Below are 22,158 nucleotides of genomic sequence, written 5' to 3'. Positions count from 1 at the left end.
ATAGGGATTAAAGAAGTTAAGGAAGGGCATGGCAAGTGAGACGTACACAGAAGTGTAAAATGAAATGCATAGAAACCATTGAAAGAGAAAGTATGGGAAACGGGGCTGTTTTTAAGGTTGGGAGAGGCCATGCAGGGAGGGGCATCGGGTGAAGGACGGCATCAGCTTATGCATGATCGTGAAGGATGAAAGTGCGTTTTTGGATCGTTGTCTGGGTTCTATAAGTCAAATGGTAGATGAGATCATTATCGTGGATACCGGCTCGTCAGATGATTCCGCCACGATTGCCCGGCAGCATGATGCAACGGTCATTGGTATGGAGTGGAGTGGGGATTTTAGCCAGGCGCGGAATCTTTCGCTTGCCGCAGCAAGTTATTCGTGGATTTTGGTAATGGATGCCGATGAAGTGTGGATGCATACGTTACGAACAAAGTCGGAGTTCAGGGATTGGTTGGAAGCAGGGAGTGAAGAGATCTGGGGTTACTGGATTAAAGTAACGAGTCTGCTGGGAAACTCAGGTGACGAGCGTGTAACGGATGAGGTATGCCGTCTATTTCGGAATGACCCCAGGATTGGCTTTCGTGGACGAATCCATGAGGAAGTGGCTTCCTCCATTCTTGCTCTGATGCCGCAAGGGATTCGCCAGTCGGATATAGAGGTTGTGCATTATGGTTATTTGGATGCAGTCATTACTGCTAAGCGAAAAGATGTGCGTAATATGAGCCTGATCCGACTGGCCTTGCAGCAGACACCGGATCAGCCGGAACTGCTCTATGCGCTAGCTGCGGAGTGGTTTCAGCAAGGCAACTATAACGAAGCACTTCGGTTGTTGTTACCACTGCTGGCAAGACTTGATCCGGCATGTGGATATCATTCGGATGTTGTGCTGAAAACAGCTTACGCTTGGAGAGAGTTGGGGCAGCCTGAACGGGCACTCTCTGTGGCGGAGGCTTGGGCATCGTTGTACGGTGATTTCCCGGATCTGCTCGAGCTTGCTGCCGTGCTGGAATTGGATCATGGGCGAGCAGACAGGGCACTGGGCTGGTTAAGGCAGGCGAAAAGTGCCGAGCCGACAGCAGGACGATATACCTCGGTGTCTGGTGCAGGGAGCTACCGCAGCCTGGCATTGGAGGGAATGGCACACGAGTATGCTGGCCGCTGGGCAGAAGCGGAACTGGCCTATACCGCAGCGCTGGGTATGCAGCCGAATCATGGTGCGGCATGGCAGCGTCTGCTGCTGCTCGGCGCAGCCACGGAGCGGCCGCAGGCCATTGCCCGCGCAGCCGAGGGGGTGAGCTTGCCGCCGGTTGCGTGGCAAGCATTGGTCTCGGCCGCGCTGGCCGCGCATCGGCCGGAATGGCTGTTGCGCCATGCTGCGGCGCTGGGCCCGGCACTGCGCGCGCAGCCGCTTGCTGCTGGGCTGGCACTTGCCCAGCTGGGCGAGTGTGCAGCTGCCAGCGCAGCGTTGCGGCTGTGGGCAACGCATGCGCAGCACGGGCCGGAGGCCGCGCTTGCGCTGTGGGCGCTGGGCCACAAGCAGCGGGGCCTGCCCGTGCGCACGGCGGCGCCGCACATGCAGGCAGCCGTGCCGGAAGCCGCGCGTGCAGCTGAGGCGCTGCTGCGAGGCGAGGGCGCAGCAGCGTGTGGCGCCGCCAGCTGCGCGGCGATGCCCGCGCATGCGCTCGCCGCTGTAGGCGCCTGGCCCGCATGGCTGCGCCTGCTGCAGGCCCTGCCGCCGGGCGGCGCGCTGGCGCTGCTCGCAGCGCTCCCGCCTGCGGCCCGTTGCGGGCTGCTGCGCGCGCCCGCTTGCGTCCGCGAAGGGCTGCTTGCGCTATGCGGTACGCCTAGCGGCACGCAGCAGCCCCTCGCGGACGCAGTGCCCGCCCCGGCGCTCGCAGCGCATACGCTCCTGGCGGGCACGCTCGCGCTGCTCGCCGGGCGGCAGAGCCTGGCGCGTGATTGGGCCGAACATGCGGCCCGAATCACTGCACGGCATGCTGCCGCCCAAGGCCGCCCGGCGAAGAGTCTTCCGCCGGGCCTGCAAACCTTGCTGCGCCTGACTTCTCCCGGCGCAGCCACTGCCCCAACCTTGCAGCAGCAGGGTAACATGCTGCTGGTTTACCTGTAATCCAGCGCGCCCATGCCGGATACGCTGGATTACATCACCCCCGGCTTTTCAGCACAGCAAAAAGCCGGGGCATCCCGGCAAGACGCTGTACCCATCCTTATTTTCACAATATCTTCCGTTAATACTTGAAACAACTCAAGCCTCCCTGCTTTCATTTGAAACGGCATACTATATATTTGCCAAGTCTTTACTACATTCATCTTTGTCCCGTCTTGCATATCACAGCCCTGAAACACCGAATAGGTGCGCCGTACATTTCCGAGGAGATCGCATCCTCTGGTTCCACCACGTTCAGTTTATCTTCAATCGTCAGCCCAGTGACAGCCATAATCGTTTCCAGTAAGTCTGGCCGCATTTCGGGCACATCAAAGGTGGCGATTAACTGTCCGTTCGGCTTCAGCACCCGAGCGAATTCGCGGAAAGCCCGCAGCATTGTGCCGGTGTCCAGATGTTCCAGAACAGAGATGCAGAATACACGGTCAAATTGCTCGGTGGCATAAGGAAGCTGAGCCAGATTGGCCTTAGTACGGATGAGTCTTGTCAGATAGATTTCGGGCAGATTCCGCGCTGCCTGTTCACCAAAGTCAGCAGCAATATCCAGCCGAATCGCCTCTTCCGACAAGATGCGTTCATCCCAGTCGCACGCATGAACTTCACGGCAATGCGCTGTAAGCCAAAATTTGAACGGGTGAGAGATTCCACAGGCTGCATCCAGCACCACATCATCCGGGCGTGCAAACTGCCGGGCCCACTCATACTCGTAAGGACGACTCCACCACGCAGGATGAAGCGGAAAGACCAGCGTATCCGTCTTTGGGTCGCTTTGCCGAATGTACCTAGATTCCAACATCTCCATGATGTGAGGCGTATCCATCATGTCCGAATCCCCTCCCTCAATCCTGTCTCCGATAAAAAAGACTCCAGAACCCTGCTCCACCGGCTCCGCCATATGGACAAATCATAAGACAGCGCCGTTTCGCGCGCATAGATGCCAAGCCGCTCCCGTTCGGCGCGATCCTGAACAAGCCTGACGAGCGCGGCAGTCAGTGCCTGCTCACCCGGAGGAACGAGGAGCCCGTTAAACCCGTCCTGAATCAGATCATTGAGTCCGCCAACGTTCGAAGCGATCACCGCAAGGCCACAGCTCATCGCTTCGAGACAAGCGTAGGAGGTCCCCTCCGAGAATAACGTAGGAATGACCACGATATCTGCCTGATGATAAGCGTCACGAATCTCTCTGAAATCGTACGTATGCTGGTGGATGCGGGTTGTATGCGGATGTGTACGCTGCCAATAGCGAAAGGCTCTGCCTACCGTACTGCCTTCCACCAGTTCTCCAGCAAATTCAATCTCCACATCGGGGAAAGCCCCCAGCAATTTATCAGCAGCCAGCATCATGGGAATAATACCGCGCTCGCTGCTGATACGACGTGGATACAGAATACGTATTGCACGTGGAGGAGAAACAGGTTCATCGTTGTTCGTGAGAGCCTGCCCTGAATGAGGAAGGGTTTCAGTAGCCACGCTTTCTAAAGAGATAGCACGGGTGCCTTCCGATAGCTCTGGATCATAACTTTTCGTACTGACCTTTTCCGCTGAACGGCGAGATGCATCTAAATCACCTTGATCTGCTCCATCACGATCCGCTGCATTATCTCTGGATCCGGCAACGATGATGTCTTCATCTTCAGCCGGCATTGCCGTGTCTCTTTTCCAAGCAGCCATCCAATCTTCTTCGTTTTGCTGTGGGAGTGTCCTCCTTGGCGGAGCCGGAACAAAATATGAAATGTCCACGGCGTTGGGAATCAATACGATTTGTTCTGAATCGGTGTACGTACAAGCTGCGCGGCAGAAGGTCTGGAAATGAGAGTCCACCGAGACGATGCGAACCAGTCCGTCCAGCGCCAGCTGGATATGTTCGGCAACCTGACGTTTGGTTTCAATCGGCAGACCGGGGCGATCCCAATTGATACCGTGACATATCCCGAGGCTGCCGGGTTTGTAATTAATCGGCTGCCACAGGCAGCTTGCATAGATAATAGGTCCGCGAGCAGCTGCGGCCATCCGGTCAAAAGCTTCAGGTACATTTTCCATGTCATAATCATAGCCATAGACGTCAATCTGTTCGGTCCGGGTCTGGAACGCCTCGAAATAAGACAGTTGATGTACCTCGGGAATATGACCGAGTCCACGAATCACACGGCATAGATCAAGAATATAACGCTCCAGTCCACCGCCGAATACCCGGTTAAATTCCCGATTGTATCCATCGGTAAAACTGTGGGTCAGTATGCTGACCACGCCCATATTATGGTCCCTCCTTCCACGGAAGCAGGCGCGGTTCAGGGTCCAATATGGACTCATACTGCGCCGGATTGCCCCATTCTCCATGCGGATCAATACGTTTGTAACGTAAGTATTTGCGCACCCGGTCTTCCAGATTGCCAGCCCAGCCGAGATGCTGTACTTTCAGTTCTGTGCATACCCCTGACAATACGGTGCAGGACACGGGGAGACGAGGAACATGGTGATTCTGCTGCGGGTAAAAGTAAGGATAACCTGGCATATAACGAACAAGGGAGGTCGTGTGACGTTTATGCAGAGACCAGAGTTCATCCTCCCGATAATGGGTTCGCCCGCCCCACATATCGTAGAAACGGAAGGCAAACCAGTCTGCATAGTCCTGATTAATGAGTTTGCGTATCGCCTGTTTGGCTTCTGTACTGTAGAGTTCATCGGCATCGACCGCAAGAAGCCAGTCCGGACAGGTACTAACAGCCGCCTGCCACAGGGTATTGCGAAGACGCCATTCCTCGGCAAACAGCGGCTTTTCCAAGACATCAAGACGCACTACTTTTGGAAAAGTTCTACATACATCCGCGGTTCCATCTGTGCTGGCATCATCGACAATAACGATCTCGTCCACGAAATCACTCAGATCTTGCAGTACTTCCTCCAGATAACGTCCTTGTTCATTACGAACCTGAAGCATGGCTGTCAGCTTGTTGTTTTTACTTTTGCGTACCCGGCGTATGGGGGAGAACTCTTGGAATGAATCATGCAAGATCGGTCTGCTCCCGGGGGCTCTGCGTTTTTTCGGGTCTATCATTAGGGCACCTCCCCAAGCAGTTGTTGTACGGCATGATCCAGCAGCTCCAGTTCCATAATGCGAGCGAGTGCATCTTCATCCTCCACAGCCGTCTCCAGAAACTCTCTTACTGCACCGTGGCGTTCTCCCCGAAGAGCCAGTGCTGTTCCGGATAGTTGCTTATATTGCAGAAGACTGTCTCCGTCATGAATGTCGATGGCATGCACTAGCGCAAGCGCAGCTTCCACACGCTCTGTTTCCCGATAGATACGGAATTTCCAATGCCTTGCCGTTTCCCCGCCAAGCTCATCCAGAATACGGATAGCACTGCCATAATCGTCATTGATGCGAAGCAGTTCCGCCCGAACCAACTGTTCCTCTCCGGCTTCAAACCAGCGGCATAATTGTTCATAGTGGTGGCGTTCCTGCTCGTCGTTTGCGCTGATGCCAAAAACCTGTAGAGCTTCTTCTACCTGACCCGACCTCGCATGGATGGCAGACAGGAAGCGATAATGGGACACAACGCAATCCTGCCTTCTGTTGATAGCAGCATGTATGAAGGCTTCCTTAAGCGAGGCAGCTGCACGGGAATCGTCGAGCAAATACTCATAAGCCGAGAGAAGAAAGGAAATCGTTTCATGAGCACCTGTTTTCGCTCGAAGCTGTCTGTAGTAATCGGCTCGCGCACGGATTTGTAGCATTGTAATGTGATCTGATTTACCTGCAAGCACCTGCTGGAGTGCATGCATGAAAAACAGTTCATAGTCCCGCACTGGGATACGTGTGCCATCATGATGGATATAACCAGCAGGAGAAGTGTCTTCCCCTCCTAACCAGATGGCACGGGTGCCTTGAAAGAGCAACTTCATGTACCGGGTTTCCGAAGATGTGCCCACCAGATCGGCAATGCCGACAAGCCTTGCGATACTGCTCTCCCAGAGCGGAGAGGCTGCTTCATCCCCTACAGGTTCAGGTAAAAGTGCAATGCATACTTCGGGCTGAAGTGAAGCCACAGTCATAAGCCAGTAAGGATGTGCGACCACAGCAGCCGTACGTGGCTCCTGTAACCGGGTTTCTGCTTCCGAGAGGGATATTACTTGAATGGTATGGGGAAGGTTCTCCTCCTCAGCCGTGCGGCTGCTTACATAATAGAGGGTTCCTTGTTCTGCTGCCAATAGAGCTGCGATGTCGGGATAGGGAAAGGAAGACCAGCCCCCTTTTCGCGGAAAAAGCACATATTGAGCTGTGATGTCTGTATGCACGGACAACTCAGTTGTTACCTTTTCCCGGTCATGATTACGTTCCGGGTTTAGCTCGGGATCTGCATCTGTCAGTGGTTCGGATTGTTCCATCGTTAACTCACCTCACCTTACATTGATAGGCCGATTCTCTTATGTAAAATCCGTGCAGAACTTCGTATCATCCTTCTGACACTAACATATGGGCATTTGTCTCCAAACATGAACAACTTCCATGAATACATGCAACACCTCAAGACAAATGGAGGTACGGACAAGGGCAATAAATAGGCTTAATTTTATCTATTGTGTGACCGAGGTCACTTTTTTTGCTTATGAGAGGCAGGATTGTGAGAATTATCACATGTGAAAAATAGGTAATCTGGCACAATACGTTCATCAACGTATTTGGAGGACAGACAGCGAAGATGCCCGCTTCAAAGCCATTTACGTATCTTGCAAAAGCGAACAGAAAGAAGGGGTAAAGGTATGGATCCGATTATGTTATCGCGTATCCAATATGCACTTACAACGATTTTCCACTTTTTCTTCGTACCGCTATCGATCGGCCTCGTGCTGTTGGTTGCGATTATGGAGACGTTGTATGTCATGAAGGGAAAAGAGATTTACAAAACGATGGCCAAGTTCTGGGGCAAGTTGTTCCTGATTAACTTTGCTGTCGGGGTAGTGACCGGTATTCTGCAAGAGTTCCAGTTTGGTATGAACTGGTCGGAGTATTCCCGCTTTGTCGGTGATGTCTTCGGTGCGCCGCTGGCGATCGAGGCTTTGCTGGCGTTTTTTATGGAGTCCACATTTATCGGTTTATGGATATTCGGCTGGGATCGTTTGTCCAAAAAAGTACATCTGGCCTGTATCTGGCTTGTATTTGTCGGCACATTCCTGTCAGCGGTGTGGATTCTGGCAGCGAACTCGTTTATGCAACATCCCGTTGGATTCGCCATTAATAATGGCCGGGCGGAGATGAATGACTTCTTTGCACTTATTACAAATGGGCAGTTTCTTGTTGAATTCCCGCATACGATTTTTGGTGCGTTAATGACGGGAGCATTTGTGGTGACGGGCATTAGTGCTTACAAGTTGATGAAAAAACAAGACGTGGAAGTGTTCCGCAGATCCTTCAACATTGCCGTTATTATCGGTCTCGTATCCTCACTGGGTGTAGCTTTCTCGGGGCACTTCCAGGCGCAATATCTGGTGGAAACACAACCGATGAAGATGGCCGCAAGTGAAGGTACATGGACGACAACAGAAGATCCGGCCCCGTGGACGGTTATTGCCTCCATTGACCCGGATAAACAGGAGAACTCCGGTGAAATCAAAATCCCTGGATTACTTAGTTATCTCTCCTATAGTAAATTCTCAGGTAGTGTCAAAGGCATGAAAGAACTGAATGCCGAGTACCAGCAAACGTACGGGCCTGGAGATTACATTCCGCCAGTACGAACCACATTCTGGAGCTTCCGTGTCATGATTGCTGCAGGTGGCCTGATGATTCTGCTCGCGATGTATGGTACATATCTGGCTTGGCGCAAGAAGCTGGAAGTGGCTAAACCATGGTTTATGCGTCTGATGGTCTTTGCGATCTCCCTGCCGTTTATTGCAAATTCAGCAGGATGGATTATGACAGAGGTCGGCAGACAGCCATGGACGGTGTTCGGGTATATGACGACCGAAGCAGGTGTGTCTCCGAATGTATCAGCAGGTATGATTCTATTCTCCACGATTGCTTTTACTGCGGCATATACCGTTCTTGGCATCGTGATGGTGTTCCTGTTTGTCCGCAAAATCAAAGCAGGGCCGTATGCCGTCGATAAGTCCGAAGAGCATGATGAGCCGGCTGATCCGTTTGGCGTAGATGGGGGGTATTCCGTTGTTACTAAGTGAGCTGTGGTTTGTACTGATCGCCGTACTGTTTATCGGATTTTTCTTTCTTGAAGGTTTCGACTTCGGAGTAGGTATGTCAACGGGTCTGATTGCCAAAACAGATCGTGAACGCCGTACGTTAATCAACTCGATCGGTCCGTTTTGGGATGGAAACGAGGTCTGGCTGCTGACCGCAGGCGGTGCCATGTTTGCCGCCTTCCCGCACTGGTACGCAACGCTGTTCAGCGGATTCTATCTGCCGCTTGTTGTTGTGTTGCTGTTGTTGATCGGACGCGGAGTTGCCTTTGAATTCCGCAGTAAAATGAAACAGCAGCGGTGGCGTAAAACGTGGGACATCATTATTGTGGTGGCAAGCGCTTTGCTGCCATTCCTGTTTGGGGTCGTTTTTGCAACGTTGATGAAGGGCCTGCCTATTGATGAGAACATGCAGATGCATGCCGGTTTCCTGGACATCGTGAATCCATACACCGTTGTAGGCGGCTTGAGTGTAACGCTATTGTGTCTGGTTCACGGGTTGTTATTTGTTTCCCTGCGTACCGTAGGTGAATTGAGAGAACGTGCACTTCACACGGCGAAAAAGTTGATGATACCACTAGTCGCAGTCCTTGCGATATATGCAATATTGACCTATCTGATGACCGATGTGTTTACCGTTCGCGGCTGGGCACTCTGGATTATGGCTCTGCTTGGTGCTGCGGCGCTGGCTCTTGCAGCTTACTTCATTCGTCAGCAACGCGAAGGTTGGGCTTTTGGGATGACGGGTGCAGTTATTGCGATTGCCTTTGCCTCCGTATTTATTGGGCTATTCCCACGAGTTATGGTGAGTTCAATCAATTCAGCATTTGATCTGACGGTGTATAACGCTGCATCGGGACCGTATTCATTAAAAGTGATGACCATTGTTGCCTGCACCTTGCTGCCATTTGTACTCGGATATCAGATCTGGAGTTATTATATTTTCCGCAAACGTCTGAACGAACAGCACCACCTGGAGTACTAACATGGGACGCGGGCTAATGAAGCTGCCGGGCATCCGGCCAGTACTCGCACTGGCATCTGCGCTGGTGCTGCTGCAGGCGATGACGATTATTATGCAGGCCAAATGGCTGGCACAGGCCATTACGGCATTGTTTGAAGGTTCCACAGTTTCGTCACAGTATCCGGTACTGCTGCTGTTTCTGGCTGCTTTTGCCGCCCGCTATGCCTTGTCATTCTGGTTACAGCTTGTCACTACGCGGTATGCGGAGAGAACAGGAACCGAGCTGCGCAGACGGATGACGGAACAATGGTTCCGGCTCGGTCCGCGTTACGCCAAGACAGAAGGTACAGGACATCTGGTGACGCTGGCACGAGAAGGCATTTCGCAATACAAGACGTATCTGGAGCTGTTTATTCCGCGTATGCTGGGCATGGGATTTACACCTGTTGTCATCCTCTTCTATGTGTTCAAACTGGATACCATGTCCGGTGTAATATTGATGCTGACACTACCGATTCTGATCCTATTTATGATCCTGATTGGTCTGGCGACTCAGCGTAAGATCGATGGACAATTCAAGTCCTACAAAGCGCTTGCGAATCATTTTGTCGATACGCTGCGCGGGCTGGAAACGTTGAAAACACTGGGGCAAAGCAAGACACACGAAGGCACCATCATGAGAGTAAGCCAAAGATACCGAAAAGCAACGATGTCCACACTACGCATGGCCTTTTTGTCCTCATTTGCGCTGGATTTCTTCACCATGTTGTCAGTAGCATCGGTTGCAGTGGGTCTTGGACTTCGGCTGACAGAAGGGCAGATGGCGCTTTTTCCTGCTCTGACAGTACTGATTCTGGCACCGGAATACTTCCTGCCTGTACGCATGTTAGGTGCAGATTATCACGCGACATTAGATGGCAAGGAAGCCGGAGAAGCAATTGATAAAGTGATTGAACGAGGCAGGTCCGCAGAACAGCGTCAGAATGAAGCTTATGCAGAGATGGGCGAACGAACCGCGCCCGAGTTACAACAGACTGTTGATACGCCGATGCCTTCTCAACCCTATACATCTGTGTCCTCTTCGCAACTGCGCGTAGTATTTAACCGGGACAAACATGGCGTAAATCCGGTAACAACAGCCGCAACATCCTTTTCAACATCTTCTTCATCTGCTTCAGTTCAGGGTATACACCCTGTCCCGTCAGCCTCCCTGGCCTCAGAAACCCCCTTAGCACCCTTGTTCTCTTGGGGGGAGCATAGCCGATTAGCGCTGACGGATATTCAGGTTCAACATGAAGCAGAGGGGGCATATTCCCTTCGGGATGTGACGTTTCAACTGACGGGCCTTGGTAAAATTGGGATCATTGGTGCCAGCGGAGCCGGGAAATCAACACTTATCGATGTTCTCGCAGGTTTCCAGCTTCCAACAGCCGGACAAGTGCTGGTCGATGGACAGCATCTGACCCTGGAACTACTCGAGGCTTGGCGTAGCCAGACAGCTGCGATCCCGCAGCATCCGTATATTTTCAGTGGCTCTATTGCGGATAATATTCGTTTTTATGTACCGGAGGCATCCGACGCAGAGGTGGCTCAAGCTGCTCAAGTAGCGGGACTAACGAAGCTTTTGTCGTCGTTGCCAAGCGGACTGCATGAACAGATTGGTGCGGGAGGCAGGCAACTTAGCGGCGGTCAGGAACAACGTGTGGCACTGGCGAGAGCTTTGCTGAGTGAACGCAGTGTGCTATTGCTTGATGAACCTACGGCACACTTGGACGTGGAGACCGAATATGAGTTAAAGCAGACTATGCTGCCGTTGTTTGAAGGTAAACTTGTCTTTCTGGCGACTCATCGTCTGCACTGGATGCCACATATGGATCGGATCATCGTTATGGATCACGGCACGGTAGCGGAGATAGGGACACATCAGGAATTGATTGCACGAAAAGGTGTATATTATCACATGATTCAGGCGCAGATGGAGGCGATATGAGATGAAATCCGGACATGCAAGAGCAGAGACCGAGCAGAGCGATGACCCTCAAAAAAATAGCTGGATCGCTCCATACGCGGCACAGTACCGCTGGCGATTCATCGGTGCGATTGCACTAGGCACATGTGCGGCTCTCTGTGCGGTGATGCTGCTTTTCACCTCCGGATATTTGATCTCGAAGTCTGCGCTGCGTCCTGAAAATATTTTGATGGTGTATGTTCCAATTGTGGGTGTACGTGCCTTTGGGATCTTCCGGGCAGTGTTCCGTTATGTCGAACGACTGGCAGGGCATGACGCCGTCTTGCGTGTACTGGCAGATCAGCGGGTGAAGCTGTATCGCATTTTGGAGCCGCAGGCTTTGTTTCTGCGTTCACGGATGCAAACCGGGGATGTGCTCGGCGCCCTCGCCGATGATGTGGAACGCCTTCAGGATATTTATCTGCGCACTGTATTCCCGGCGGTTACTGCGCTTGTGATCTATGGGGCAGCTGTGCTGGCTTTTGGTAGTGTAGATCCGATGTTTGCACTGTGGATGGCACTCTATATGCTATTCATTGCTCTGGTAATTCCCGCAATTTCACTGAAGATTACCTGGAGATGGCGTGTGCAGCTCAAAAGAGAAAATAGTAAGTTATACACACGCCTGACCGACGGTGTGCTTGGACTTGGTGACTGGATAGCCAGTGGCAGAGCTGCCGCCTTTGTTCAATGGCAAGAAGAGGATGAAGAGCATGCTGATCAGATTCGGCGCAGGTTGCGGAGCTGGAATCGCTGGCGGGATTTTATTGCCCAATGTGTCATTGGATTGATGGTTGTTTCAGTAACCCTATGGGCAGGACAAGCAGCATCTGTTGCCCAGTTGCCCGCAGTGATGATCGCGGCATTTGTGCTCGTTTTGTTCCCGCTCACGGAATCACTGCTGCCTGTTAACGATGCACTTGGGCATATTCCAGATTACCGTGAATCGCTAGAGCGATTAAACAAACTGGAAGGGCCAGGGGAAAAAGGTTATCAAGCAAAGCAACATCAAGAGAAGCAACATCAGGAGAAGCAACATCAGGAGAAGCGGCATCAAGAGAAGGGTCGTCAGGAGAAGCGGTACCAAGAGGCTGGCCCGAATAGGGGAAGGCTGTCTGCAACAGGTGCAAATACATCGGATGACGGACAGCGATCTGATCCGGCTGTAAGGCCGGATGGCAGAGTAGCAGTAGCTGATGGGGCGGCCGCTGCTGATGGACGAATCCGTCTGCGAATTCCGCCCAAGCTGCGTGCAGATATTGCCATTGAGCAAGTAAGTTATCGATATGAAGTGGAGGCGGAATACGCCGTTCAGGATATCTCTTTACATCTGCCACAGGGCAAACGTCTGGCTATTCTCGGGCGCAGCGGCGGTGGCAAATCAACGTTGTTAAAGCTGATCCAAGGTGCATTGTCTCCCTCATCTGGCAAGGTTTTAATCAATGATCTGCCAGTGGAGATGCTTGGCGAGAGTGTGACCGAAGTGGTGGCGGTGCTCAATCAGAGTCCACACCTCTTCGATACTACGGTTGCGGGCAATCTGCGGATCGGTCGTCCGGATGCGACAGATGAGGAGATTCGGCAGGTAGCTGCGCAGGTTGGTTTGGCGGATCTGATCGAGTCTTTGCCGCAGGAGTATAACACCCCGATGCTGGAGACGGGACTGCGCTTCTCCGGCGGAGAGCGCCAGCGGATTGCTTTGGCTCGGGTGCTGCTACGAAAGACACCTGTTGTTATCTTTGATGAACCGACCGTGGGGTTAGATCCTGTAACAGAACGCGAACTGATGCGCACCATACTGGACAGCCTGCAAGGCAAAACCTTGATCTGGGTCACCCACCACCTGATTGGTGCGGAGAAGATGGATGAGATTGTGTTTGTGGAAAATGGAAACATCGTCATGCAGGGTTCTCACGAACAGCTGCTGGCTCGGGAAGAGCGTTATCGCCGACTCCTCGAACTGGATCGGCCCGGATGGCTGGATCGGCATCGCAAGAACCCGCTGCCCCCTGTCGCTTTCAAATAGTTCACGGCTTAGGGAGAACGTGACCATACAAGAGTGAACGCCGTGCTCCCACAACTCCTGACGATGATCGGGGGCAGCGGTAGAGCACGAAGCTATAAGCAAAAAGACGAAGTGGGCACAGCCCTGCTTCGTCTTTTTGGTGTCCGCCGATAGTCCGCCGATAGTCCGCCGATAGTCCGCCGATAGTCCGCCGATAGTCCGCCGATAGTCCGCCGATAGTCCGCCGATAGTCCGCCGATAGTCCGCCGATAGTCCGCCGATAGTCCGCCGATAGTCTGAGCTTGCCCATGTAATTCTTATCATGTACTGACTGTCATGCGCTATACGTATAAGTACCGCCTGACGACAATGGACAGGGTGCTTACTTACCTTAGAATATGAAAGTGTTGCCGAGTTCTGCCTATTACCCTCTATGGTTCAGCCATGCATTATCACCTTGGCTACAATACGGCTAACGATCTCAGATGACGCTATTTGGCGCATTTTAACACATTTCGAATTCTAACGATCATGAGGAACGCTATTTATCCGTTTTTGCCCGAAAATCGCCGAAAACTAGCCTTTTTGCTTTAAATAGCATCGCTGGTGATCGTTAGAATTTTTATCGAGGCCAAACACGGCAAATAAGACTTCTGGTGATCGTTAGAGCAGGAGACGTGACGGAAGAGGCTAGCTTGTGCCCAACCTCCCCCCCTCTCCAAGGAACGCCATATTATTGATATGCCAGCAGAGTGCCGCAGGAGCGGCGAAGTACCAGTTCGGGCTCTACTTTAATGCAACGGTTATCCATTTGTTTGTTCATCAGGTCGAACAGGATCATCGCGGCAAGACGTCCGATTTTGTCTGTATCCTGCTGAACGGTTGTGAGCGGTGGATCACTGTAGCGGCAGGCTTCAATGTCGTCACATCCGGCAACGGCGATATCCTCGGGAACACGGATTCCTGCCTCTTTAAAGGCTCGTACTGCTCCGAAGGCGAGCAAGTCCGTAGCGGCGAATACAGCTCGTGGCAAGACATCTGCTTTTAACAGCTGTTTAGCTGCCTCATACCCGTCAGTTGCAGCATAATCTTTGCTGTAGACCACCCATTCCGGTTTCTCTTCAAGACTAAACTGCTTTAGGGATTGTTTAAATGCTTTTTCCCGCTGCTGCATCACGAGGGAGGCACGCTGGAGTCCGATAAATCCGAGATCCCGATACCCGTTCATATAAAACTGCTCCACCACTTTGGTCGAGATTTTCTCGTTATCCGACATGATGTAACAAGAGTTCTGTCCCGTCAGTTCGATATCTATCCCGATACATGGAATGGGGCTGGCATCAAGGTCAGATACGCTGCTCTCCACCTCATCCCCCGCAATAATAATGCAACCATCCACTTGAAAATATTTGGAACGTGCCAGGTAATCCTCACCCTGATCAAGGAACTTTTCATTCGAAAAGAAAAGCAAATCATATCCTAACAGACCGATCTGTTTCTTAAAGGCATTAATGACCTCTACAAAGAAAGGGTGACTGAAATCCACGTTCAGCTTCCCTGCAAATACAACACCCACCAGGTTAGATTTTTTGGTTGCTAACGTTTTGGCTGAAGATGAGGGGCGATAACCTGTCTCCTCCATAATCTTAAGCACACGTTGGCGTGTTTCCTCGCCAATGTCAGGGTAGTTGTTAATAATTTTGGACACCGTTGCAACAGACACGCCGGCCAAACGAGCTATCGTTTTGATATTCATATACATCCCTCAAATCCTAAACTAGTTTCGTAGATTGTGGCTGTGTCTTTTTACGCTTACTTGCCAACATTCTATGTCACAACACCTACGGAGTCAATAACAGAAAGGGCGATACTCGGGGTGATTATGATATGTGTGGATATTTTTTGAGATTTTCTCACTCAAACCACGAAAATATCAAGCTGTTTTAGTAGATTGAGTCCATATTTCAGAGAATACATACTCGATTTAACTAGATTTACAGGAATAGTAGATGTGGAAAATCACAGTACACCGAATAAGTGTTTCGTAAAATAAAATTCCCATTTGCTTTAAAAATGTTGATAAACCCCAGATGTAGCGCGGATTTACCCTAATAATTTGTAAAATTTCAAATAAACTATTTACAAAATTATCAGGTGAAGTCATAATGAGGGTGTAATTAACGAAACTGATTTCGTGAATTTGTTAAATCGCAAATTATCTTGAATGGCTGGGGGAAAGTGATATGAAGAGAAAGATTTTATCTATTACACTTGTAACCGCTTTAATGTTTGTGCTTGCAGCATGTGGTAACGGTTCTACCGATTCGGATGGGAAGGCGTCTACCGATGGAAACAAAAAAGTGACGTTAAAGATCATTCACTGGCAACAAGAGAATATCAACAATTACATCAAAGAATTTAATACAAAATTTGAAGAGAAGTACCCGGACGTGAAAGTGGAGTATACAACAGTTCCGGCAGATGCAACGTACGATCAGTTGATGCAAACGCGGATGAACGCTGGAAATACTGGCGATGTGGACATCATTCCGCTCAAGTCCAGCTTTGTTGGTGCCCCGCAAGACTGGTCCAAGGGCGCGGCTGATCCGATGTGGAAGCAGTGGATCGATGCAGGGCTAATCAGTGATCTGTCCGGTCAGGCTTTTATCAAAAATTACAACGAAGTTGATGTGCAGAACGCGATGACGTACAACGACAAGGTGTACGGTGTCAACATGGGTAAAGTGGCATTCACAGGTCTGTTCTACAACAAAGACCTTTTTGCCAAATACAATCTGCAAGTACCGACAACATGGGATGAACTGCAAAACGTCATCAAAGTATTCAAAGATAACGGCGTAGAAGCACTCGGCTTCGCAGGTAAAGATGTTTGGCCGATTGGTCTTGCGGTGCAAGGACTTCAAGCCTCCATTCATGACGACCAACTTGGCTACATCAAAGGTCTGTGGACAGGTCAAACCAAGCTGACTGATCCAGTACAGATCGAAGTATTGCAAAAGGCTCAAACGCTAATGAACAGTGCAATGCCTGGTTTCATGGGGATTGACTACGGCACGCTGCCAAGTCTGTTTGCTACAGGTAAGGTGGCTATGATTGCAGACGGTACGTGGGATGCAACGACGATTCAAGCGGCTAATCCGGATCTGAAGTTTGGATATTTCCCAATTCCGGGCAGCAACGATGCAGCGAAGAACAAAGACCTGGCTGGTAAATACGATATGACTTGGATGGTTGTAGACAAATCACCAAACAAGGATTATGCATTGAAATGGCTTGAAATGCTGTCGGAGAAAGGGAACTATACGGATTTTGTCAATGCAGCCGGATTCCTTCCGACACAGCCTGATGTAGAAATTAAGAGTGAGTTCATCAAAGACATTCAGCCATATCTGGAAAACTTCAAGCTTTCCTGGGATCAGCTGTTCATTAATCGTCAGAACGTAGGACAGTATATCGCTGAGTCCAGTGTTCATGCAGAGATGCTTAAACCGGCTGGGCCAATTGCTACACCAGAGGAACTTGCGAGCAAATCACAAACAGACTGGGATGCAGCAGCTCCAAAATAACGAATGATTGAATTCGTGTGCCAAAGGTTCATCTGAATTAACGAACTAAGCTTTCTAGTATAGTAACCACCGGAATAGCGCTTGGGGATAGAGCCTTCAGGCCAGCCTCGATCAAGCAAAGCTGTTATTCCGGTTTTTCTTTTGTTTCCTCTCTTTGTTTTGACCACTTGGTTTGGTTTTACCCGATGAAAGGTGTGAGGACGATGTATCCGTTTGGAAAAGGGAAGGCGCGGCTGATTCCTTATCTGTATTTGAGCATTCCACTGCTGCTTTATGTCGTATTTGGCTTTGGCCCATCACTCGTGACCGTACTATTTTCGTTTACGGATGCGACAGGTGTGCGGGGACAGGAATGGAGCTTTATCGGTTTTGAAAATTATAAAACCTTCTTTGGTGCATCCAATGCAGGAGATCGGCTGGACGCGATTGGGCGGTCCTTATATTTTGCGTTTGCTGTAGTCATCATCCAAAACGCAGTGGGTCTGTTCATGGCCATTCTGATTAACAAAAAGCTTCGAGGCGACAAGCTGTATCGGGCGGTATTCTTTTTGCCTGTCGTGCTTGGTGTAACGGTGTCCGGATTGATCTGGCAGCTCGTGGCGAATCCGCTTGGCGGGCCGGCACAGTCGATTCTGAATTTCTTTGGCACCAGCTCGAACTTTTTCGGAGATTATAATATTGCCTTCGAGCTGATTATTTTCGTGCAAATTTGGATGTATATGGGGTATTCCATGACCATCTTCCTTGCGGGGCTGCAGACCATTCCGAGTGATCTGTACGAGGCAGCTTATATGGATGGTGCATCGGGATGGAAAGCTTTCACCAACATTACGTTCCCGATGATTGCTCCTTCTTTTACCGTGAACATGCTGTTGTCTATCATCGGCGCATTGCAAACCTTTGACATTATCTACGTCCTCACAGGCGGTAAGTTTAATACAACAACACTGGCGTTTGACGTTTATGCAACAGCGTTTGGCAGCGGCTCCGCCGATTATGGTCTGGCTTCTGCGGTAGCGATGATACAGTTCCTGTTTGTGTTTACGATCTCGATGATCGCCTTATTCTATCTTCGTAAAAGAGAGGTGGAAGTATAATGAAGCAGAGCAGAACGTCAAGAACGATCAGTTACATCATTGTGCTGCTGATGCTTGCGCTATACGTCTTCCCTCTGTTCTACCTGTTTAATGTATCGATGAAAACACAGACAGAGTATTTGCTGAATCCCGTAGCACTTACGGAAGGCATTCGGCTGGAAAACTTTGCTGAAGCATGGACAAAGGGCAGTTTCTCGCAGTATATGTGGAACAGTGTGCTTTACACAGGCATGTCCACACTGCTGACCTTAATTTTGTCTATATTTGCAGCCTTCCCGCTTGCTCGCAGATACGTGAAGTTCAGCACGTTGATTTATATTTTCTTTTTGATTTCCATGTATTTGCCGAACCCGTTGATCCCGCAGTTTTCTTTGATCAATCAACTGGGTCTCTATAATACGCAAACGGGTTACATTTTGCTAAAAACGACGGGCACGGGTATTGCGTTTCTGATGTTTGTTGGTTATATCAAATCGGTATCCCGCGAGCTGGATGAGGCGGCAGCCATGGACGGATGCGGGTACACCCGTTATCTGTTTACCATCCTTGTCCCTTTAATGAAGCCGATTCTCGCAACAGGTATTATTCTTACGGCCATCGGGGTATGGAATGACATCATCGGGCCGACAATTTATTTGTCTGATCCGAATTATCAGCCAGTGACCAAAGGGTTGTTTACCTTCTATGGGCAATATATGAATAACTGGCCGCTGCTGGCGTGCGGTATTTTGATCGTAACGTTACCGCTGGTTGTGCTGTACGTTGCGTTGCAACGTTTTATCGTTGGCGGTGCAATGGCTGGTGCGGTTAAATCATAGTTTTTTGCGAATTGAAAAAAGGATAATCTTGATGTGTACTTGATGTATTGATACCCATGTAACAAGATATCGGATAACAAAAGAAAGCCACCCTCATTGACGTGAAGGTGGCTTCTTGTATTTCTATTGAATCATTCATTGGCATAGCTTGCATCGGGTGATCCAACGATTTTTTTACATATCCACTAATAACAAAATAATGGAGGATAGGCACAAACATGTGCTGACCAGATAGAGCACGGCAACCACCTGTTTGTGGTTCAAACCGGCACGGAGCAGGCGATAATGGGCCTGACTTGCATCGGCCTGGTAGATTGCTTTGCCTTGTAGGAAACGTTTGATTACAACAAAAATATTATCGAAAATCGGTACGCCGAGCGCCAGAATCGGAATGAAAATGGACAGCATCGTCGCTTGTTTGAATGCACCGTCAAGTGCGATCACCGCTAGAATGAAGCCTAGGAACGTAGCGCCAGCATCGCCCATAAATACTTTGGCTGGAGCCTTGTTGTATTTGAGATAACCAAGCGTTACCCCAACTAAAGTGATGGACATCAGTGCTGAATCACTCTGGCCCTTCGTGATTGCTACGATAAACAGGGTGATCGCTGAGATTGCGGATAAACCACCAGCCAGTCCATCCATACCATCAGAGAAGTTAATCACCGTTGTTACACCGAAAATCCACAGGATTGTTAGAATGAATTGTAACCAGATCGGCAGCATCACATATTCCGCATTGAACGGATTCACGAATCCGGTAAACGCAATACCAGAAGCAAAAACGAGCACTGCAGCGGAGACTTGAATAATCATTTTAGGTAGTGCGGGAAAATCTTTACCTTTGGTTTTGTACCAGTCATCAATCGTACCGATCGTCAGGAGAAGCATTCCGCCCGCAACCAATGCGGCTGTCTCCCAGGTCAATTCTTTAGTAAGAGCAATGTATGTCAGGAAAAATCCAGTGAATATCGCGTAGCTAGCGGTCAGTGGTATCGGTTGCCTGTGTAGCTTACGCTCCACATCTTCCCGGGGCTTGTCCACAAAATCCAGCTTGTGCGCCAGTCGGCCCAGCGGCGGAATCAGCAGAACCACGACAGCAAAAGACAATATGAAAGCCAGTATGTACATCATAAACTCGCTTGGTTCACTCCCATCATCCTCATTTCCTCTTATTATACGAGTTCAACCCGAAATCTGTCGATATCAGTATTGTAACCTGGAGCATGGATGGTCATGCGAGTCAGATGTAATAGATGAAACCAATCTAGAGGTTACTTTGAGGCAGATAAGGGCCGAAGTAATCAAGTACGTTTGCGGTATGATAGCCATCATCCCCCTGCCAGGTTGCTGCAAAAACAAAGTCCCCTGAACCGCTTTTACGTTTCCTTGGCGTATCCTCGGGAACCAGAATACCTGCGGCAGCCCAGATTTCCAGCAGAGAATCCCGTTCCTGTTTGCTGGAGGGCAGGCAATCTTTCCACTTTTTCTCCAGAGATCGTGCGCTGTCTTTTGCATCTCCGGTCTGTGCGGTTTCCAGCATTTTGACCAGGATCATTCGATCTTCCGTAGTCACTTCGCATGGGTTGATGGTACTGCCGTTAGAGCTGTTGGTGTCGCTGATTTTATCCTTGTCATCCAGAAGCAGCAACTCCAAATCCACCAGACAATAGAGCAGCCAGCCATGCCGCACACCACCCCATTTCATCCGTTCAAAATTCAGTACATTCAAATCCGCGTTAACATATTGCTCGTCCGATTGTAAACGAAGGAAATTACAGTCCCCGCAGGCACTTGTATTGGCATGCAAAGCCGGGCGTTCACCGTAGGTATGCAGAGGCATGTTTCGTGTCAAAGCCCAGCTGGATAATGCGCTGCGCAGATACACCTTTTTGGTCGAGAGGCTGTGTAGAAAAGCCGTAATGACGCGCTCCTTAAGCGCAGGGTTCTGATGCATGTGATGCAGGCGCTGTACGATCTCGTCATGTGTGATGGTAAGCGGATCAAACATGATGCCCTTGCTTTTGGCATATTCGAAGTCATCACCAGAAAAAGGGTCGCGGGGTGATTTCCAGCCGCCACCTCCCCAGAATGTGTTCATTAAAATTTTGACTGCTTTTTTATCCATTAGACTGAGCCTCCTGTCTTGATTCTAGTTATTCAATCGAGTGAGATAAGCTGTGGATGTACATGTTTTATAGATTTTAAATTCGTAACTCGGTGCGTGCTTTATACGGTTGTGTCCAGGATCATTGCGACAAGGCCAGGAAAGCGGGCGTCAAGTTCATCCTTTCGAAGTGAATAAAAGTGGTGTTTTCCCTCAATGCGTGGCTGAATAATGCCTGCTTCTCGCAGCATTTTGATATGGTGGGACAACGTTGATTTGGAGATGTGATCGACTTCAAAGGCCGAGCAGTTTTTCTCGCCTGAGCTAGCTAGACAGTGTGCAATCTTCATGCGGATGGGGTCACCCAGTGCATTACAAACTGTAGTCAGGCTCATCTCCGAAGCTGTAGGTATCGTTAAAGTTTTCATAAAATAGACGTTAGCATATTCGGCTAACTCTTTCAATGTTCGAAAAAATTCGAACTTTATCTTGCGATTCGGCGTTAGAGTATGGTAAGGTTCTTTTTGCACCATATTGTTCGAAAATATTCGAATTGAGAGATATACTGTTTGAGATGTTTTGAAATGAAATGTTTAAGACAGCATGAAACTACAGGAGGCAGACCATTAATGAATACAGCAACAGGAACCCACAACAGTAACATTACTATTAATACAGCCGTGAACCTTACGATGTTAAATAACTATTTCCGACTATTTGATGCTTCACGCACAGATAAACGGGCTATGCAGGATTTGTTATCCCTGTTTACGCCAGATGCCGAGATTGTATTGAATGGTACCAGTCATACTGGGTTTGAGGGATTTATGAAGGCTTTCTATGATTACAACCAAGATATTAAACATATGTGGGATGGGTGGGTACTTCAGCCTGACGGTAGTTACCAAACAAACTGGGCCGTGTGCGGGCAAGCAACTGATGGATCGGTGTATGCGAAGGCTGGTGTGGATATTGCACGTGTGAATGATGCAGGTCGGATTGTGTATCTGGAAAATGTGCAAGCGGATGAGAACGCATTTAGCCAATATAATTCGTAAGAGTAAATTTCATTCGTCAGAGCGCTATGACTCTTGAGAGTAAACATGGCTATGGATTAAGGTCACTCATAAGAATGACCTTAATCTGTGAGAGTTATAAATTTGTGAGACATAAAGGGTAATCTAAGTAAGACTTAAAG

17 protein-coding genes are annotated in these 22,158 nt (G+C 49.8%); 9 read left to right on the top strand and 8 right to left on the bottom strand.

Annotation, left to right across the window (positions count from 1 at the left end):
- The first annotated feature begins 148 nt into the window (after positions 1-148).
- Positions 149-2,128 (top strand): glycosyltransferase, encoded by a 1,980-nt coding sequence (locus AC1VYS_RS27150; protein ID WP_482912221.1) that lies wholly within the window; start codon positions 149-151, stop codon positions 2,126-2,128.
- Positions 2,129-2,324: 196 nt separating this feature from the next.
- On the opposite strand, the gene AC1VYS_RS27145 is transcribed toward AC1VYS_RS27150, so the two are convergent.
- The 4 genes from AC1VYS_RS27145 to AC1VYS_RS27130 are packed head-to-tail and all read right to left on the bottom strand — an operon-like array spanning position 2,325 to position 6,568.
- Positions 2,325-3,005: a class I SAM-dependent methyltransferase gene (locus AC1VYS_RS27145; RefSeq protein ID WP_482912220.1), complete on the bottom strand. Its 681-nt coding sequence runs from the start codon at positions 3,003-3,005 to the stop codon at positions 2,325-2,327.
- Positions 3,002-4,435 carry a glycosyltransferase family 4 protein gene (locus tag AC1VYS_RS27140; RefSeq protein ID WP_482912219.1) on the bottom strand — a complete coding sequence of 478 codons (1,434 nt, stop codon included), beginning with the start codon at positions 4,433-4,435 and terminating at the stop codon, positions 3,002-3,004. Before AC1VYS_RS27140 ends, AC1VYS_RS27145 begins: the two co-directional genes overlap by 4 nt.
- Before the next feature lies 1 nt (position 4,436).
- A complete protein-coding gene (locus tag AC1VYS_RS27135; RefSeq protein WP_482912218.1) occupies positions 4,437-5,237 on the bottom strand; it encodes a glycosyltransferase in 801 nt (266 codons plus the stop codon).
- Complete coding sequence (locus tag AC1VYS_RS27130) at positions 5,237-6,568, bottom strand: tetratricopeptide repeat protein (protein ID WP_482912217.1); 1,332 nt, start codon at positions 6,566-6,568, stop codon at positions 5,237-5,239. Before AC1VYS_RS27130 ends, AC1VYS_RS27135 begins: the two co-directional genes overlap by 1 nt.
- A gap of 375 nt (positions 6,569-6,943) precedes the next feature.
- Between AC1VYS_RS27130 and AC1VYS_RS27125 the strand changes: the two genes are divergently transcribed.
- The 4 genes from AC1VYS_RS27125 to AC1VYS_RS27110 are packed head-to-tail and all read left to right on the top strand — an operon-like array spanning position 6,944 to position 13,372.
- A complete protein-coding gene (locus AC1VYS_RS27125) occupies positions 6,944-8,359 on the top strand; it encodes a cytochrome ubiquinol oxidase subunit I (protein WP_482912216.1) in 1,416 nt (471 codons plus the stop codon).
- On the top strand, positions 8,346-9,359 hold the full coding sequence (cydB, locus tag AC1VYS_RS27120) for a cytochrome d ubiquinol oxidase subunit II (protein WP_482912215.1): 1,014 nt from the start codon (positions 8,346-8,348) through the stop codon (positions 9,357-9,359). The genes AC1VYS_RS27125 and cydB overlap by 14 nt, the downstream gene beginning before the upstream one ends.
- Position 9,360: 1 nt before the next feature.
- On the top strand, positions 9,361-11,328 hold the full coding sequence (locus AC1VYS_RS27115; RefSeq protein WP_482912214.1) for an ABC transporter ATP-binding protein/permease: 1,968 nt from the start codon (positions 9,361-9,363) through the stop codon (positions 11,326-11,328).
- Between the two features lies 1 nt (position 11,329).
- On the top strand, positions 11,330-13,372 hold the full coding sequence (locus AC1VYS_RS27110) for an amino acid ABC transporter ATP-binding/permease protein (RefSeq protein WP_482912213.1): 2,043 nt from the start codon (positions 11,330-11,332) through the stop codon (positions 13,370-13,372).
- Between the two features lie 712 nt (positions 13,373-14,084).
- Here the strand turns inward: AC1VYS_RS27110 and AC1VYS_RS27105 are convergent.
- On the bottom strand, positions 14,085-15,107 hold the full coding sequence (locus AC1VYS_RS27105) for a LacI family DNA-binding transcriptional regulator (RefSeq protein WP_482912212.1): 1,023 nt from the start codon (positions 15,105-15,107) through the stop codon (positions 14,085-14,087).
- A gap of 487 nt (positions 15,108-15,594) precedes the next feature.
- Between AC1VYS_RS27105 and AC1VYS_RS27100 the strand changes: the two genes are divergently transcribed.
- From AC1VYS_RS27100 to AC1VYS_RS27090, 3 genes are all read left to right on the top strand, one after another.
- The gene (locus tag AC1VYS_RS27100; RefSeq protein WP_482912211.1) at positions 15,595-16,938 is read left to right on the top strand and encodes an ABC transporter substrate-binding protein; all 1,344 of its coding nucleotides are present in this window, start codon (positions 15,595-15,597) and stop codon (positions 16,936-16,938) included.
- A gap of 203 nt (positions 16,939-17,141) precedes the next feature.
- A complete protein-coding gene (locus AC1VYS_RS27095; RefSeq protein ID WP_482912210.1) occupies positions 17,142-18,035 on the top strand; it encodes a carbohydrate ABC transporter permease in 894 nt (297 codons plus the stop codon).
- Positions 18,035-18,853, top strand: coding sequence for a carbohydrate ABC transporter permease (locus AC1VYS_RS27090; protein ID WP_090921688.1), 819 nt, complete (start codon positions 18,035-18,037; stop codon positions 18,851-18,853). The genes AC1VYS_RS27095 and AC1VYS_RS27090 overlap by 1 nt, the downstream gene beginning before the upstream one ends.
- A 174-nt stretch (positions 18,854-19,027) precedes the next feature.
- Here the strand turns inward: AC1VYS_RS27090 and AC1VYS_RS27085 are convergent, their stop codons facing one another.
- The 3 genes from AC1VYS_RS27085 to AC1VYS_RS27075 form a co-directional block, all read right to left on the bottom strand.
- Entirely contained in the window at positions 19,028-19,987 is a 960-nt protein-coding gene (locus AC1VYS_RS27085) for an MraY family glycosyltransferase (protein ID WP_482912209.1), read from the bottom strand.
- 133 nt (positions 19,988-20,120) lie between these two features.
- Positions 20,121-20,981 carry a hypothetical protein gene (locus AC1VYS_RS27080; RefSeq protein ID WP_482912208.1) on the bottom strand — a complete coding sequence of 287 codons (861 nt, stop codon included), beginning with the start codon at positions 20,979-20,981 and terminating at the stop codon, positions 20,121-20,123.
- Positions 20,982-21,082: 101 nt separating this feature from the next.
- The gene (locus AC1VYS_RS27075) at positions 21,083-21,388 is read right to left on the bottom strand and encodes an ArsR/SmtB family transcription factor (RefSeq protein ID WP_482912207.1); all 306 of its coding nucleotides are present in this window, start codon (positions 21,386-21,388) and stop codon (positions 21,083-21,085) included.
- Between the two features lie 201 nt (positions 21,389-21,589).
- Between AC1VYS_RS27075 and AC1VYS_RS27070 the strand changes: the two genes are divergently transcribed.
- Positions 21,590-22,018, top strand: coding sequence for a nuclear transport factor 2 family protein (locus tag AC1VYS_RS27070; RefSeq protein WP_482912206.1), 429 nt, complete (start codon positions 21,590-21,592; stop codon positions 22,016-22,018).
- Positions 22,019-22,158 lie beyond the last annotated feature (140 nt).

The sequence above is a fragment of the Paenibacillus sp. G34 genome (assembly GCF_056856875.1).
This window is presented reverse-complemented; position numbering and strand designations above follow the sequence as displayed.

What these genes read in the sequence shown, in the direction of transcription:
- AC1VYS_RS27145 (WP_482912220.1), bottom strand. Translation starts at nt 3,005, where the DNA reads ATGATGGATACGCCTCACATCATGGAGATGTTGGAATCTAGGTACATT.
- AC1VYS_RS27140 (WP_482912219.1), bottom strand. Translation starts at nt 4,435, where the DNA reads ATGGGCGTGGTCAGCATACTGACCCACAGTTTTACCGATGGATACAAT.
- AC1VYS_RS27135 (WP_482912218.1), bottom strand. Translation starts at nt 5,237, where the DNA reads ATGATAGACCCGAAAAAACGCAGAGCCCCCGGGAGCAGACCGATCTTG.
- AC1VYS_RS27130 (WP_482912217.1), bottom strand. Translation starts at nt 6,568, where the DNA reads ATGGAACAATCCGAACCACTGACAGATGCAGATCCCGAGCTAAACCCG.
- AC1VYS_RS27125 (WP_482912216.1), top strand. Translation starts at nt 6,944, where the DNA reads ATGGATCCGATTATGTTATCGCGTATCCAATATGCACTTACAACGATT.
- AC1VYS_RS27115 (WP_482912214.1), top strand. Translation starts at nt 9,361, where the DNA reads ATGGGACGCGGGCTAATGAAGCTGCCGGGCATCCGGCCAGTACTCGCA.
- AC1VYS_RS27110 (WP_482912213.1), top strand. Translation starts at nt 11,330, where the DNA reads ATGAAATCCGGACATGCAAGAGCAGAGACCGAGCAGAGCGATGACCCT.
- AC1VYS_RS27105 (WP_482912212.1), bottom strand. Translation starts at nt 15,107, where the DNA reads ATGAATATCAAAACGATAGCTCGTTTGGCCGGCGTGTCTGTTGCAACG.
- AC1VYS_RS27100 (WP_482912211.1), top strand. Translation starts at nt 15,595, where the DNA reads ATGAAGAGAAAGATTTTATCTATTACACTTGTAACCGCTTTAATGTTT.
- AC1VYS_RS27095 (WP_482912210.1), top strand. Translation starts at nt 17,142, where the DNA reads ATGTATCCGTTTGGAAAAGGGAAGGCGCGGCTGATTCCTTATCTGTAT.
- AC1VYS_RS27090 (WP_090921688.1), top strand. Translation starts at nt 18,035, where the DNA reads ATGAAGCAGAGCAGAACGTCAAGAACGATCAGTTACATCATTGTGCTG.
- AC1VYS_RS27085 (WP_482912209.1), bottom strand. Translation starts at nt 19,987, where the DNA reads ATGATGTACATACTGGCTTTCATATTGTCTTTTGCTGTCGTGGTTCTG.
- AC1VYS_RS27080 (WP_482912208.1), bottom strand. Translation starts at nt 20,981, where the DNA reads ATGGATAAAAAAGCAGTCAAAATTTTAATGAACACATTCTGGGGAGGT.
- AC1VYS_RS27075 (WP_482912207.1), bottom strand. Translation starts at nt 21,388, where the DNA reads ATGAAAACTTTAACGATACCTACAGCTTCGGAGATGAGCCTGACTACA.
- AC1VYS_RS27070 (WP_482912206.1), top strand. Translation starts at nt 21,590, where the DNA reads ATGAATACAGCAACAGGAACCCACAACAGTAACATTACTATTAATACA.